The organism is Allobosea sp. 10N428, from assembly GCF_056394545.1.
On sequence record NZ_JBFTIC010000003.1, the window covers coordinates 643263 to 657171 of the forward strand.

A 13909-nucleotide genomic window follows, 5' to 3' on the forward strand; every position below is an offset into this window, starting at 1 on the left:
TTGCTTTGGTGCTCGACGTGACGATTCTTCCTGACGCCATCAGGCGGCGCGGCCCCTGGTCGCTGCCCAACCTCCTCACCTACGGGCGGATCCTGGCGATCCCGGCCTTGGTGGCGATTCTGTTCTGGCCGCGCGACGACTGGATGCGCTGGCTCGCTTTGGCTATCTACACCCTCGCGGCGATCACTGACTATTTCGACGGCTACATCGCCCGGGCCTGGAGCCAGCAATCGGCCATCGGCCGCATGCTCGATCCGATTGCCGACAAGCTCCTCGTCGCCGCCCTGCTGCTGATGCTCGTCTATACCGGCCAGATCGAGGGGTGGACGCTCTGGGCCGCGATCGTGATCCTCTGCCGCGAGATCCTCGTCTCGGGGCTGCGCGAGTTCCTGGCCGATCTCAAAGTGAGCGTCCCCGTCAGCAAGGTCGCGAAGTGGAAAACAACGGCTCAGCTCTTCGCGCTCGGCTTCCTGATCGCCGGCCCGGCCGGCGACAAGGTCCTGCCGGGGAATACCCAGATCGGGATCGTGCTGCTCTGGGCGGCTGCGGGTCTGACGATCTATACCGGCTGGGATTATTTCAACGCCGGCATCCGTCACCTCGTCGAGCAGGACGAGCGCATGCCATGAATGCCGTCGCCGCCACCACCGCTGCGCCCCGCCGGGTAAAGCTCGTCTATTTCGCCTGGGTGCGCGAACGCGTCGGCCTGCCGGAAGAGACGCTCGATATCCCCGCCGACCTCGCCACTGTCGCCGATCTCGTGCGCTGGCTGAAGGCGCGCGGCGAGAACTACGAGGCCGCTTTCACCAACGAGGCCGTGGTGCGAGCCGCGCTCGATCAGGTTCACACCAAGCCGCAAAGCCCGCTTGGCAACGCCCGCGAGATAGCCTTCTTTCCGCCGATGACCGGCGGCTGAGGCCGCCATGACACCCCTTATCCGTATCCAGCGCGAGGATTTCGAGCTTTCGGACGAGATCGCAGCGCTCAGCCACGGCCGTGCGGACATCGGTGCCGTCGTCTCCTTCATCGGGCTTTGCCGCGATGAATCCGGCGCGCTCGCCGCGCTGGAGCTGGAGCACTATCCCGGCATGGCCGAGGCTGAGATCGGCCGTGTCGCGGCCGAGGCCGCAGCGCGCTGGCCCCTCATGGGGCTCGTCGCGATCCACCGCTACGGATTGATCCGGCCGGGCGAGCAGATCGTGCTGGTGCTCGCAGCATCGGCCCATCGGCGCGCCGCCTTCGAGGCCGCCGACTTCATGATGGACTACCTCAAGACACGCGCGCCCTTCTGGAAGCGCGAACACCGCGCGGACGGCACGCTCGGCGGCTGGGTCGAGGCCAAGACGGATGACGACGATGCGGCGAGACGCTGGGAAGAAGCGCCCTGAAATGCTGAGGGGCTTCGCTCTCGCCGGTGGGTGGATGCTGCTCCCGGCCCTGGCCGCGGCGGCAGCCCCGGAGCCGAAGACGTTTCGCGACTGGATGGCCGGCTGCGACAATCTCAAGAGCTGCACCGCGCTGTCGCTGCCCCCGGAGAGCGTCGACGCCGTCGCCTATTTGCGCCTGGAACGCCCTGCTGGGCCTGACGGCGCGGCCAGCCTCGTCCTGCGCTTGCGCGGCGACTGGAAGAAGCCTCCGGCAGCGCTTCAGCTCAAGCTCGACGGCGCGCCCTTCCCCGCCGGCGGCAAGCCGCTCCCGGCAGCGGCCGATGGCGACATGGTGTCGCTATCCTTCCAGCCTGCCGAGATCGCGACGCTGATCGAAGCAGCTCGGAAGGCAACCAAGCTCGCCATATCCGCGCCCGGCGTGACAGCGACCATTTCGTTGTCCGGCTCGGTCGCAGCGATGCTCTGGATCGACGAGCAGCAGGGCCGGCTGAACACGACTTCGGCTCTCGTCCGCAAGGGCAACGGCATCGCCGTTCCGGCAGCCCCGCCGCTGCCGATCGTCACGGCAAAGCCCGCGGCCGGCACGCTGTCGGAGAAGGACGGAAAAGAGCTCGCTGCGTCGCTGCGCAAGCAGATCAAACAACGGGACGCCGATCTTTGCGAGGATGACGAAATGCTGGTCGCGGCTGACGAGGTCTGGGCCCTCGACGGCGAGCGCCGCCTCGTCGGCCTGGCCTGCTCGCGCGGCGCCTACAACGTCTCCACTGGTTTCTGGATGGTGGAGCGCGGCGATGTCACAGCCGCGAAGCCTGTCGCTCTGCCGGAGGGCGAAGGCGATGCGAAGAACATGCTGACCAATGCTGATTTCGACCCGAAGACCGGCCGGCTGAGTTTCTTCGCCAAGGGCCGCGGGCTCGGCGACTGCGGCGCGACCGGCGGCTACGCCTGGACGGGCACCGCCTTCGTCCAGACCGAGCTCAGCATGATGGGCGAATGCCGCGGCATCGGCCCGGACGACTGGATCACGCTCTACCGGAGCGAAGTGAAATAGCCGCGTCATTCTCGGGCGGAGCAAGGCTTCGCCCGAGAATCTGGTGACGAAAGATCACTGGTTTCCGAGATGCCCGGGTCAAGCCCGGGCACGACGGCTGCGTGTTACGCCGCCTTCGACTGCGGGCGCACCGCGGCCGAGTAATCTTCCATGATCACCTTGCCCATGTTGCCGGTGATGAAGTTGTAGGGGCCGATCTCGGACACCAGCGTCACCTCGGCGGCCGAGCCGGTGATGAAGCACTCGTTGAAGCCTTCCAGCTCCTCCGGGCGGATGCGCCGCTCCACCACCTCGAAACCGCGCTGCTTGCACAGATCGATCACCGACTGACGGGTGATGCCGTTGAGGAAGCGGTCGGCCAGCGGGGTGTGGACCACGCCGTCCTTGATGAAGAAGATGTTGGCGCCGGTGCATTCGGCGACATTGCCTTCCCAATCCAGCATCATCGCATCGGCATAGCCGGCACGCTCAGCCTTATGCTTCGACAGCGAGCAGATCATGTAGAGGCCCGCCGCCTTGGCATGAACAGGCGCGCAGGCCGGGTCGGGCCGGCGATAATCGGCAACGTCGAGACGCACGCCCTTCAGCTTCTGCGCCATGTCGAACATGCTCGGCCATTCCCACACCGCGATGGCGGTATGGATCTTGTTGTTGATGCCCGACACGGCCATCATCTCCGAGCCCCGCCAGGCGACGGGACGGAGATAGGCGTCCTTGAGCCCGTTCTCCTTCAGGCAGAGATACTTGGCCTCGTCCAGCTCGGCGACCGAATAGGGGATCGTGAAATCCATGATCTCGGCCGATTTGTGGAAGCGCTGCGAATGCTCCGCGCACTTGTAGATGACGCCGTCATAGGCGCGCTCGCCCTCGAACACGCAGGAGCCGTAGTGGAGCCCGTGGGTCAGTACGTGAATCTTGGCGTCCTTCCACGGCACGAGCTTGCCGTCGAACCAGATGACGCCGTCGCGCTGGTCGAAAGGAATGACTGACATGGGACCTTCTCCTGGGTGCTTCCTCGCTCCGAACTCCGGCACAGCCGATTTGGGAACGCAAGCATGGGTCTAAAGCTGCGCCGCGACGATCGGCTTTGAAATAATCGTTCGCTCAGCGCCCTTGACCGGTAATCTTCCGTCTGAGATATGTCAATAAGGCTGACCCAAATTTTTGGAAGCGCGCTTTTGACCTTGTCCGAACCCCGCCCTGACGACGCCCCCCTCAAGCCCTCGTCCGAGGCCGTTCCGCACGACCTGATCGAGCTGCTTTTCTTCGCCTATCGCGATTTCGTCGGAGACCCCGACAGGATACTCGCGGATTACGGCTTCGGCCGGGCGCACCACCGCGTCCTGCATTTCGTCCAGCGCTGCCCCGGCCTGACCATCGCCGAGCTGCTCGACATCCTGCAGATCACCAAGCAGAGCCTGAACCGCGTCCTCAAGGAGCTGGTCGAGAAAGGCTATATCGAGCAGCGCACCGGCCGGCAGGACAAGCGCCAGCGCCATCTCCACACCACCGCCGCCGGGCAGGACCTGGCGCTTCGCCTCGTCCGGCTCCAGGCCAAGCGCATCAACCGGGCGCTCGAGGGCGTCGGCCCCGAGGCAGCGGCAATCGCGGCGCAGTACCTGGCCGCCTTGATCGATCCGGCGGAGCGGCCGAAGGTCGAACGCCTGCTGACGAAGCCCTGACGAGCGACCCGCCTCGCGCATTGTGCTATGGCAGCCGGGCACCGTGATCGTTCCCGGCCCGGATGCAGGAGGAAGGCGCAAGCATGATCGCCAGCGAGACCCTAGCGAAGCCGGCCCGCAAGCCGATCCCCGACGAGGCGCCGCATGTTCTCGTCGTCGATGACGACCGCCGCTTGCGCGATCTGCTGGCCCGCTTCCTCGGCGACAATGGCTACCGCGTCACCACCGCCGCCAATGCGGGGGAAGCGGACACGCGGCTCGGCAACCTCGTCTTCGACGCGATCGTGCTCGACGTGATGATGCCTGGCGAGAACGGCTTCGATTTCGCCCGCCGTTTCCGCGGCGGCTCCGCCGTCCCGATTCTGATGCTGACCGCCCGCGCCGACGGCAAGGACCGGATCAACGGGCTCGAGATCGGCGTCGACGACTATCTCGCCAAGCCCTTCGAGCCGCGCGAACTGCTCCTGCGCCTCGGCAACATCCTGAAGCGCACCGTAGTGGTCGAAGCCGCCCAATCCGGCACGCGCCCCGATTTCGTCCGCTTCGGTCCCTTCATCTACGGGCTGGCCCGTGGCGAACTGCGCAAAGGCGAGGAGACGATTCGCCTGACCGAGCGCGAGCGCGAGATCCTCACCGCGCTCGCCGAGCGCGCCGGCGAGGTCGTCCCGCGCGAGGAGCTGGCGGCTCAGGGGTCGGCTGCGAACGACCGTACGGTCGACGTGCAGATGAACCGGCTGCGCCGTAAGATCGAGCGCGATCCGGCCGATCCGCTCTATCTCCAGACCGCGCGCGGCGTCGGCTACAGGCTGGTGACGGACAGGACGTGACTCCGCTTCACCACGGCAGGAACAGGCAGTCGGCGCGGCGCGCTGTTGCGGCGGCTCTGACTCGCGGCCTTGCCGTGCTCGATGCGATCGGCCACCAACTCGGCCGAATCTTGCGCCCGGCGCTGAGAAGCGTCGGCCGCCCGCTCCAGGTCATCGCGCGCTACATGCCCAAGGGGCTCTATCCGCGCGCGCTCGTCATCGTCATCGCGCCGGTGGTGCTGCTGCAATCGGTCATCGCCTACGTCTTCATGGAGCGGCACTGGCAGCTCGTGACGCAGCGCCTGTCCTCCGCCGTCTCCGCCGACATCGCGATGCTGATCGATGTCTATGAGAGCTATCCGCAGGATGCCGACACCACGACGCTCTCGCGCATCGCCGCCGAGCGCCTCGGCATGGACGTCGACATCATCCCCGATTCCGATCTGCCGGCGCCGGGTCCCCGCCCCTTCTTCTCGCTGCTCGACAACGCGCTTTCAACCGAGCTCAGCCAGCAGGTCGCACGCCCCTTCTGGCTCGACACGGTCGGCCGCTCCAGCCTGATCGAGATCCGCATCAAGCTCGGCAAGGACGTGATGCGCATCCTGACCCGGCGCAATGCGGCCTATGCCTCCAACAGCCATATATTCCTGCTCTGGATGATCGGCACCTCTCTCATCCTGCTCACCATCGCCGTGCTGTTCCTGCGCAATCAGATCCGCCCGATCCTGAAGCTCGCTGATGCGGCGGAGGCCTTCGGCAAGGGGCGCGATGCCGATTTCCGCCCGCGCGGCGCGCGCGAGGTCCGCCGCGCCGGCAACGCCTTCATCGAGATGAAGCGGCGCGTCGAGCGCTCGATCGGCGAGCGCACGACGATGCTGAACGGCGTCAGCCACGATTTGCGCACCGTCCTCACGCGCTTCCGGCTCTCGCTCGCCCTTATGGAGCGCTCCTCCGAGATCGAGGCGCTCGAGAAGGATGTCGACGAGATGAGCCGCATGCTCGAGGACTATCTCGCCTTCGCGCGCGGCGACGCAGGCGAGATGCCGGTCGAGACCGATATCCGCTCGCTGCTGGAAGAGCTGAAGGCGGATGCCGAGCGCCAGGGCCATCAGACCGGGCTCGAGGTTGTCGGCGATCCGCTGGTCGTCATACGCCCGGACGCCTTCCGGCGCCTCCTGACCAATCTCGTCTCCAACGCCGCCCGCTATGGCGACCGCATCGCAATCCGCGCGACGCATGACGCGCGCTACCTGATCGTGATGGTCGACGACGACGGGCCGGGCATCCCGCCCGACCAGCGCGAGGAGGTCTTCCGTCCCTTCTTCCGTCTCGACGAAGCCCGCAATGTCGATGGCGGCGGCACGGGTCTCGGCCTCGCCATCGCCCGCGACATCGCCCGCGCACATGGCGGCGACATCATGCTGAGCGACTCGCCGCTCGGCGGCCTGCGCGCAACGGTGCGCCTGCCGGTCTGACCAATGATCCGCTCGACGCCGATCGAGCCGTCACCGAATGTGGTCACCGGGCTTATAGGGGCAGATCATGACGGGGTTCCGCATCGTTGCAGCGCTTGTTGCAGCCTCCCTTCTCCTATCCGCGGCGGCGGCACGCTGCGAAGAGGTTATCGATCTCGGCGGAGGTCTTTTCGGCGGCGGCCGCGCGCTTCTGAACAAGCCTGCGGGAAAACCTCGTGCGGGGCTGGTCCTGCTGACCGGCGGCGACGGCTATGTCGGCATAGGCTCCGACGGGAGCGTCGAGCGCGACGGCAACTGGATCGTACGGACCCGCGGCGCCTATCTACGCAGCGGCATCGCCAGCATCACGCTCGATGCCAATGCCGACCCGGCAAAGGCTGTGGAATACATGCGCGCTCTTGCGCCGCGCGTCATCGTCGTGGCGATGAGCCGCGGCGCGCTCAAGGTTGCCGGCACCCTGCCGGCAAGGCCGGACGGCATCGTCTTCGCCTCGGCCATGCTTGACCAGGCGCGGGACATGATCGTCGATCCCTCGCGCCTGCCCCCGACGCTCATCATCCATCATCGCCAGGACTCCTGCCGCGTGACGCTGCCGGAAACGGCCGTGAGCTTTCAACAATGGACCGGTGGCAAAGCGCGGCTGCTCTGGATCGACGGCGGCTCCTCGACCGGGAACCCATGCCAGGCCCGTGCCTATCACGGCTTCATCGGCCGCGAGGGGCAGGTCGTCTCCGCCATATCCGGTTTTGCGGGCTCGCTGCGCTAGGAACACCCGCTGATCGGCGCAAGCTGCGGCAACCGCGCGACGGCATGGTCGATGAAGGCACGCACGCGCGGCGCCGGCTGGCGCCCTCCCGGCATCACGAGCTGCACCGGTAGTGGCGCCGGCTCGAACTCCGGGAGCAGGCGCATCAGCGTTCCCGCAGCCAGATCGTCGGCCGCCTGATAGGATAGCACTTGTGCCAGCCCGCGCCCGGCGCGCGCCGCGATCAGCACCGATTCCACCTCATTGACGATGAGCCGCGGCGTCAGCACGATCCCGCTGCCGCGGCGGGCGCCCCCGAAACGCCAGGTCAGCGTCTGATTGGCCGCGACGCTCGCGATCGTCTCATGGGCCGCGATATCGGCCGGGCGGCGCAATGGCGGGCAACGGGCGAGATACGAAGGCGCTGCGACAAGGACGCGCCGGACTTCCCCGACCTTCCGCACCAGCAAGCCCGAATTCGGCAGCGGTCCGATCCGGACCGCAATCTGCAGATCCTCTTCGATCAGGTCGAGGTTCCTGTCGGCGAGCACGAGTTCGACCTGCACCTGGGGATAGCGGTCGAGAAACTCGGACACCAGCGGCGTGACATGCCGCCTGCCGAAGGCGAGCGGCGCCGTGATCCTCAGCAACCCGCTGACCGGCTCAGCCGCCGCGACGCCCAGCGCGGTTTCATAATCGGACAGGAGCCGCCGGGCTGTCGTCGCAAGCTCCCTGCCAGCATCGTTCGGCGTCAGCCGCCGCGTCGTGCGCGCAATCAGTTGGGTGCCGACGCGCTCTTCCAGCGCCGCGAGCGCACGCGTCACCGCTGGCCGCGATTTGCGAAGGCGCCGCGCGGCTCCAGCAAGGCTGCCGGCATCGACGATCGCCACGAAGATCGCAAGCTCCTCGATCCGATCCATCGCACTGTTCCATCAATTGAAATTCTGATTTGGAGAGATAGCAGATTTCGATAGTTCTTCGAAACGATCATGATCCTGCCGACCAGCAGGAGCATCGCCATGTCATCGACCGAGATCGTCCTTTACGGCACCGCCCTTTCAGGCCACGCCCACCGCGTCGAGCTGCTGTTGCGCGCCCTCGGGCTGCCCTATCGGTTCGAGCCGGCGCCCGCGGAAGTTCGGCAGAGTGCGGCGTTCCGCAGGCTCAATCCGCTCGGTCAGATTCCCGTCCTGCAGGATGGCGAGCTGACGCTCGCCGACAGCAATGCGATTATGGTCTATCTGGTGAAGCGCTACGCCCCGGACAGCGTCTGGCTGCCGGTTGACCCCGTCGGCGCGGCGCATGTCCAGCGCTGGCTCTCGATCGCTGCCGGCGAGGTCATGCACGGTCCCTCCGTGGCGCGGCTGATCACGCAATTCGGCCTGAACGACGATAAGGCGCGCGCCAAGCGCATCGCGGCACGGCTCCTCGCCTTCATGGAGGAGCATCTGGCGGAGCGCGACTACCTGGCGGCTGTTCACCCGACCCTCGCCGATCTGGCCTGCTACTCCTACGTCGCTCACGCGCCGGAGGGTGGCATCCCGCTGAGCCCCTATCCGGCCGTGCGCCGCTGGCTGGCTCGCGTCGAGGCCCTGTCCTTCTTCAAGCCGATCCCGCCTTCTCCCCTGCCGGCCGAGCTCGACGACGATGCAGCCTGACGGTCCCTTTCATACCGGCGAACTCGCCGTGCAGGCGCGGGCTGGCGTCGTCGCGCGCGGCGCCGGCATCCGCAGTTTCATGCCGGATCAGCATCGCATCTTCTTCGGGCAGCTTCCCTGGCTCTTCGCCGGCGTGCTCGATGCGGAGGGCTGGCCGCTGGCGACGACGCTCACCGGCTCGCCCGGTTTTGTGACCAGCCGGGAACCGACGAGCCTGTCGATTGCGACTCTGCCGCACCCTGACGATCCGGCATTCGAAGCGTTCCGGCCGGGCAACCCCATCGGCCTGCTCGGGCTCGAATTCGAAACCCGGCGCCGCAACCGCGCCAACGGCTGGATCGACGCGGTTGGTGTCGCCGGCTTTTCGGTTGCCGTCACCCAGAGCTTCGGCAACTGCGCCAAATATATCCAGGCGCGCAGCAGGGCCCCAAACGGCAGTGTTTCCACCGGACAACCCGCTAGTCTCTCTGGTCTCGATATGGCCGCCCGGACGTTGATCGCCAATGCCGACACGCTCTTCATTGCCAGCGCCGCTGCACTTGGGAGATCGCCAGGCGGCGCCGACATCTCCCATCGCGGCGGGCGGCCGGGCTTCGTGCGCGTCGATGGCGATACGCTGACCATCCCGGATTTCGCGGGAAACAACTACTTCAACACGCTCGGAAACCTGCTGGAGCAGCCGCGGGCAGCCCTGCTCTTCGTCGACTTCGAGACGGGCACGACACTGCAATTGCAAGGCGTGGCGGAGATCGTCTGGGACGGGCCGGAGCTTGCCGGACTGGGGGGATCGCAGCGCCTGTGGCGCTTTCACGTCACGCGGGGTTGGCGGCGCCCTCAGGCGCTGGCGCTGCGTTGGTCGGCGCCGGAATTCGCGCCGACCACTTTGCAGACCGGTCTCTGGTCTGCTCCTGCCGCTTTGATACAGGCCGGCTAGTATAGCCTTCCACCATCCGGGACGCTATGGCCCGGCCCGATCAGAACGACCTCGCCTTCGGCGTCGGGAATGCCGAGCGTCAGCACCTCCGACATGAACTTGCCGATCTGGCGCGGCGGGAAGTTGACCACGGCGAGCACCTGCCGGCCCGGAAGATCCTCGGGCCGGTAGTGCTTGGTGATCTGGGCCGAGGATTTCTTGCGGCCGATAGTGCCGCCGAAATCGATGACGAGCTTGATCGAGGGCTTGCGCGCCTCGGGATAGGGCTCGGCCTCGACGATCGTCCCGACACGGATGTCGACCTTGAGGAAATCGTCGAAGCCGATCGGCGCGGCCGGTTCGGCGGGCGTGCTCAAAATTCCTCCCACCCATTGTCGCGGGCGTCGGCATCGGCCTTGTGGGCAGTTGCCGCGCTGCCATTATAGACCTTGCTGCCGGCCCGTGGCGCGGCGGTGCGGGGCGCGGCGGCCCGCGGCGCGGGTGCGACAGCCGCCTGCATCGTCCGCGCCATCGCCTTGAGCCCGGCGATATCGCTGCCGAGTTGGAAGCGTGCGACCAGCCCCGACAGGCGATCGGCCTCCTGCGACAGGGAATGGGCCGCAGCGGTCGACTGCTCGGCCATCGCCGCGTTCTGCTGCGTCGCCTGATCCATCTCGCCGACGGCGGAGTTGACCTCCTGCAGGCCCGAGGCCTGCTCCTGCGCGGCACCGGCGATCTCCGCGACCAGCCCGGTGACGCGGGTGATCTCGGACGCCATGCGCTGGAGGGCGCCGCCGGTCTGGCCGACGAGGGCGACGCCCTTCTCGACCTCGATCGTCGAAGCGTCGATCAGCGTCTTGATCTCCTTGGCGGCGGAGGCCGAACGCTGGGCCAGCGCCCGCACTTCGGAGGCGACGACGGCGAAGCCCTTGCCGGCGTCACCGGCGCGCGCCGCCTCGACCGAGGCGTTGAGCGCGAGCAGGTTGGTCTGGAAGGCGATCTCGTCGATGACGCCGACGATCTGCGAAATCTCCTGCGCCGATTTCTCGATGCCGCCCATCGCCGTCACCGCATCGCGTACGATGCTGGTGGATTGTTCGGCCTCGGTCTTGACCTGTTCCGTCGCCTGATTGGCGAGGCGGGCACTTTCGGCGGTCTGGCGTACCGTGGCGGTCAGCTCGTCGAGCGCCGTCGCGGTCTCCTCGACCGAGGAAGCCTGTTGTTCGGTACGGCTGGCGAGGTCGTCCGCCGCCTGGCTGATCTCGGTCGAGCCCGCCTTCATGCTCTCGGTATTGGTCGCGATCTGCCGCATCGCATCCTGGAGCTTGGCGATGGCGCCGTTGAAGTCGCCCTTCAGCTTGGCGTACTCGGCGGTAAACGCCGCCTCGATCCGATAGGTCAGGTCGCCGTCGGAGAGCCGCTCCAGGCCGGTGGCGAGAGCCTGCACGACAGCGGCCTGGGTGCGCGCATGCTCGGCACGCTCGGTCTCATTGCGGCGGCGCTCGCCATCGGCGGCGCTGCGATGGTCCGCTGCTTCCTCCTCGGTGCGCAGCTTGTCGGCCTCCATCGCCTCCTTGGCCAGGGCCGCATCGCGGAAGACCTCCAGCGAGCGGGCCATCGAGCCCACCTCGTCGGAGCGCTCCTGATGCTCGATCACAGTGTCGAGCTGCCCCGAGGCGAGGCCGTCCATCGAACCCTTCAGCGAACGCAGCATGCTGGTGGCGCGGCGGCTCAGCACGACGACGAGACCGAGCATGAGAAGGCCGAGCGGCACGAGCACCTTGGCGACGCCCGCGACCATGCTCATGAAGGCGGAGTCGACATCCTGCACATGCAGGCCGGAGCCAACCACCCACTGCCATTTCGGAATGCCGACGACATAGGAGATCTTGAGAGATGGCTGCTTGTCGCCGGCCTTGAGCCAGCCATAGTCGAGGAAGCCCTCGCCTTTCGCCTTCACCAGCGCGATCATGTCCTGAACGAAGAACTTGCCCTCCGCGTCCTTGAGCGGCTTCATGTCCGTCGACTGGATCTTCTTATTGGCATGCAGGACGCTGATGCCGTCATAGTTGACGAGGAAGTAGTAGTTTCCGTCGTCGAAACGGGCATTGCCGAGGGCCGCCATCGCCATATTCTTGGCGTCGTCTTCCTTGAGCTCGCCGGCCTCGACCCGCGCCAGATAGCCTTTCACCGTCGTCGCAGCAGCCTCGACAAGATTCTTCATCTCGCCGCGCTTCAGCGCGATCATCTCGTTGCGGGCGGCGTTCAACGTGTAGCCGACGCTGCCGACGGCGATCAGCACGGCCAGGGCTGCGATCAGGGCGAATGAGCGGCTGATCGACAGGGTCGCAAGCTTCTTGAAGAAAGACATACGCGTTTCCTGCGCAGGAGGGACCCTTCACCTCGCGCAAATTGACTAAAACGCGCTTAACACCGACCCATTTCGGCCACATTTGCGCCGCTGTCAGGCAGCGGCGAGCCGGCTCAGATCGCCGGCGCGTAATCCTCGTTGTCCTCGCCGCGCTCCGACGCGCGCTCACGCCGGCGCGTCTTCAGCGGCCGGCCGGAACAGATCGCCCGCGCCAGCCCTCTGAAGGGCGCCGTCAGGCGATGCATGTCCTCCGCCCGGGCCAGGATGCAACTGGCCAGCTTCAGCTCGCGATCGAGCCGCGCCATGGTCTTCGACAATTCAGGCTGATCGTCATGGAGCCAGGTTTCGGACACCCGCGCCATCAGCAGGACCGCGCCCTGCACCCGGAGATGACCGAGGGCATCCTCGGTCGGAATGCCGGCGGATGCCAGCATGTAGCGCCAGGAATTGACCGCGCCGCGATTGAGCGCCGCCAGCGCCAGCGGATCGCGCCGGATGACCGGCACGATCTTGCGCAGGCCCGCCTTGTACGGCGCCATCGCATCGAGCCGGCGCATCACCAGATCGAACATTCGCTCCTTGGCGGGCTCCCCCGCCAGATCCTCCGAGGTGCCGGCCAGAACCGCGTCGTCGACGAGGCGCGTGACCCCGCCCAGCATCGCGAGCTTGGAGGGGAAGAGCGCACGCAGCTGCGCCAGCGTCAACCCGGCCTCACCGGCGATATCCGGCAGCTCGATCTGGTCCCACGCACGCTCGGCGGCGAGCTTCATCAGCGCATCGACGGCGCGCTTGCGCGGCTCGGCGGAATTGGCAGCCGGCATCGGCTCGGCGCCTGCCGGCGGCGTGGAAACGGGTTTGCGGACCATGGGGACAGCTCCTCTCGCTTCGCGTCGAAAAGAGGTTAGGCCGCTATCGTGGCATGTGGAAGGCCGATTAGCCGGAAAGCTCCCCGGCGCGACGTTTCGCGGCAGCCACCGCCTTGTTCATCAGCGGCTTCAGGCCGTCATCCGCCATCAGCACTTCGAGCGCGGCAGCCGTGGTGCCGCCCGGCGAGGTCACGTTCTGACGCAGCGTTCCCGGCGGCAGCGGCGACTGGAACAGCAATTCGCCCGCGCCCTCCACCGTCGCCCGCGCCAGCCGCTCCGCCACGTCTGCAGGCAGCCCCGCCGCAGCCCCGGCTGCGGCCAGGCATTCAACCAGATGGAAGACATAGGCCGGGCCTGAGCCCGACACTGCCGTGACGGCGTCGATCAGCCCCTCATCGTCGAGCCACTCGACCTTGCCGATGCTGCCGAGCAGCGCATCGGCGCTGGCGCGCTGCGCCGCGCTCACGCCCTTGCCGGGCGCGGCAGCCGTCACGCCGCGCTGCACCGAGGCCGGCAGATTCGGCATCGCGCGAATGATCGCGGCGGCGTTCGGCAGGCGCGCCGCGAGGTCACCGAGCGTCTTGCCGGCCAGGATCGAGATCAGCAGCGTGCGGGGGTGGATGAATGCCTGGACGGCCGGCGCGGCGGTATCCAGCATCTGAGGCTTGGTCGCGAGGACGACGACATCGGCCGCCGGGATCTCCTTCGCGGAAGGATTAAGCCGCATCCCCTTCTCGCCGGCGAGTTCGACCATCTCGTCCGAGGGCTTGGGATCGATCAGGCTGATGCCCTTGGGATCGATACCGATGCGCAGCCAGCCCTCCAGCATCGCTCCGCCCATCTTGCCGGCGCCGATGAGGACGAGCGATTGCGGAAGGAAATTCGACATGGTGGTTCTCGTCGCTTGGGACCAGGGCGTCATGCCGGCGCTTGCGCCGGGCATCCCAGGACCAG

At 66.9% G+C, this 13909-nt stretch carries 16 protein-coding genes; 10 read left to right on the forward strand and 6 right to left on the reverse strand.

What is annotated here, in order from left to right:
• Positions 1 to 8 precede the first annotated feature (8 nt).
• The 4 genes from pgsA to AC1DDA_RS13405 are packed head-to-tail and all read left to right on the forward strand — an operon-like array spanning position 9 to position 2439.
• Complete coding sequence (gene pgsA / locus AC1DDA_RS13390; protein ID WP_441512006.1) at positions 9 to 629, forward strand: CDP-diacylglycerol--glycerol-3-phosphate 3-phosphatidyltransferase; 621 nt, start codon at positions 9 to 11, stop codon at positions 627 to 629.
• A complete protein-coding gene (gene moaD / locus AC1DDA_RS13395; protein WP_441512005.1) occupies positions 626 to 916 on the forward strand; it encodes a molybdopterin converting factor subunit 1 in 291 nt (96 codons plus the stop codon). Before pgsA ends, moaD begins: the two co-directional genes overlap by 4 nt.
• A 7-nt stretch (positions 917 to 923) precedes the next feature.
• Positions 924 to 1388 (forward strand): molybdenum cofactor biosynthesis protein MoaE, encoded by a 465-nt coding sequence (locus AC1DDA_RS13400; protein WP_476778878.1) that lies wholly within the window; start codon positions 924 to 926, stop codon positions 1386 to 1388.
• 1 nt (position 1389) lies between these two features.
• Complete coding sequence (locus AC1DDA_RS13405; protein ID WP_476796094.1) at positions 1390 to 2439, forward strand: DUF1176 domain-containing protein; 1050 nt, start codon at positions 1390 to 1392, stop codon at positions 2437 to 2439.
• Between the two features lie 104 nt (positions 2440 to 2543).
• Here AC1DDA_RS13405 and AC1DDA_RS13410 read toward each other — a convergent pair whose 3' ends face one another.
• Positions 2544 to 3431 (reverse strand): branched-chain amino acid aminotransferase, encoded by an 888-nt coding sequence (locus AC1DDA_RS13410; RefSeq protein ID WP_476796095.1) that lies wholly within the window; start codon positions 3429 to 3431, stop codon positions 2544 to 2546.
• A gap of 147 nt (positions 3432 to 3578) precedes the next feature.
• Here AC1DDA_RS13410 and AC1DDA_RS13415 point away from each other — a divergent pair, with 147 nt between their 5' ends.
• The 4 genes from AC1DDA_RS13415 (at position 3579) to AC1DDA_RS13430 (ending at position 7168) form a co-directional block, all read left to right on the forward strand.
• Positions 3579 to 4121, forward strand: a complete 543-nt coding sequence (locus AC1DDA_RS13415; RefSeq protein ID WP_476796096.1) for a MarR family winged helix-turn-helix transcriptional regulator — start codon at positions 3579 to 3581, stop codon at positions 4119 to 4121.
• A gap of 83 nt (positions 4122 to 4204) precedes the next feature.
• Positions 4205 to 4948, forward strand: a complete 744-nt coding sequence (locus AC1DDA_RS13420) for a response regulator (protein ID WP_441512000.1) — start codon at positions 4205 to 4207, stop codon at positions 4946 to 4948.
• Positions 4949 to 5055: 107 nt separating this feature from the next.
• Positions 5056 to 6402 (forward strand): ATP-binding protein, encoded by a 1347-nt coding sequence (locus tag AC1DDA_RS13425; protein WP_476796193.1) that lies wholly within the window; start codon positions 5056 to 5058, stop codon positions 6400 to 6402.
• A 67-nt stretch (positions 6403 to 6469) separates the two neighbouring features.
• Positions 6470 to 7168: an alpha/beta fold hydrolase gene (locus AC1DDA_RS13430; protein ID WP_476796097.1), complete on the forward strand. Its 699-nt coding sequence runs from the start codon at positions 6470 to 6472 to the stop codon at positions 7166 to 7168.
• Here the strand turns inward: AC1DDA_RS13430 and AC1DDA_RS13435 are convergent.
• The gene (locus AC1DDA_RS13435) at positions 7165 to 8067 is read right to left on the reverse strand and encodes a LysR family transcriptional regulator (protein ID WP_476796098.1); all 903 of its coding nucleotides are present in this window, start codon (positions 8065 to 8067) and stop codon (positions 7165 to 7167) included. The genes AC1DDA_RS13430 and AC1DDA_RS13435 overlap by 4 nt on opposite strands.
• Before the next feature lie 99 nt (positions 8068 to 8166).
• On the opposite strand from AC1DDA_RS13435, the gene AC1DDA_RS13440 reads away from it, so the two are divergent.
• Positions 8167 to 8805 carry a glutathione S-transferase gene (locus AC1DDA_RS13440; RefSeq protein WP_476796099.1) on the forward strand — a complete coding sequence of 213 codons (639 nt, stop codon included), beginning with the start codon at positions 8167 to 8169 and terminating at the stop codon, positions 8803 to 8805.
• Entirely contained in the window at positions 8795 to 9739 is a 945-nt protein-coding gene (locus AC1DDA_RS13445; RefSeq protein ID WP_476796100.1) for a pyridoxamine 5'-phosphate oxidase family protein, read from the forward strand. Before AC1DDA_RS13440 ends, AC1DDA_RS13445 begins: the two co-directional genes overlap by 11 nt.
• Here AC1DDA_RS13445 and AC1DDA_RS13450 read toward each other — a convergent pair.
• The 4 genes from AC1DDA_RS13450 to proC form a co-directional block, all read right to left on the reverse strand.
• The gene (locus AC1DDA_RS13450) at positions 9736 to 10095 is read right to left on the reverse strand and encodes a tRNA-binding protein (protein WP_476778871.1); all 360 of its coding nucleotides are present in this window, start codon (positions 10093 to 10095) and stop codon (positions 9736 to 9738) included. The two genes, AC1DDA_RS13445 and AC1DDA_RS13450, sit on opposite strands and share 4 nt — an antisense overlap.
• On the reverse strand, positions 10092 to 12089 hold the full coding sequence (locus AC1DDA_RS13455) for a methyl-accepting chemotaxis protein (RefSeq protein ID WP_476796101.1): 1998 nt from the start codon (positions 12087 to 12089) through the stop codon (positions 10092 to 10094). Before AC1DDA_RS13455 ends, AC1DDA_RS13450 begins: the two co-directional genes overlap by 4 nt.
• A gap of 113 nt (positions 12090 to 12202) precedes the next feature.
• Positions 12203 to 12955 carry a TetR/AcrR family transcriptional regulator gene (locus AC1DDA_RS13460; protein WP_476796102.1) on the reverse strand — a complete coding sequence of 251 codons (753 nt, stop codon included), beginning with the start codon at positions 12953 to 12955 and terminating at the stop codon, positions 12203 to 12205.
• Between the two features lie 67 nt (positions 12956 to 13022).
• The gene (gene proC, locus AC1DDA_RS13465; protein WP_476778868.1) at positions 13023 to 13844 is read right to left on the reverse strand and encodes a pyrroline-5-carboxylate reductase; all 822 of its coding nucleotides are present in this window, start codon (positions 13842 to 13844) and stop codon (positions 13023 to 13025) included.
• Positions 13845 to 13909 lie beyond the last annotated feature (65 nt).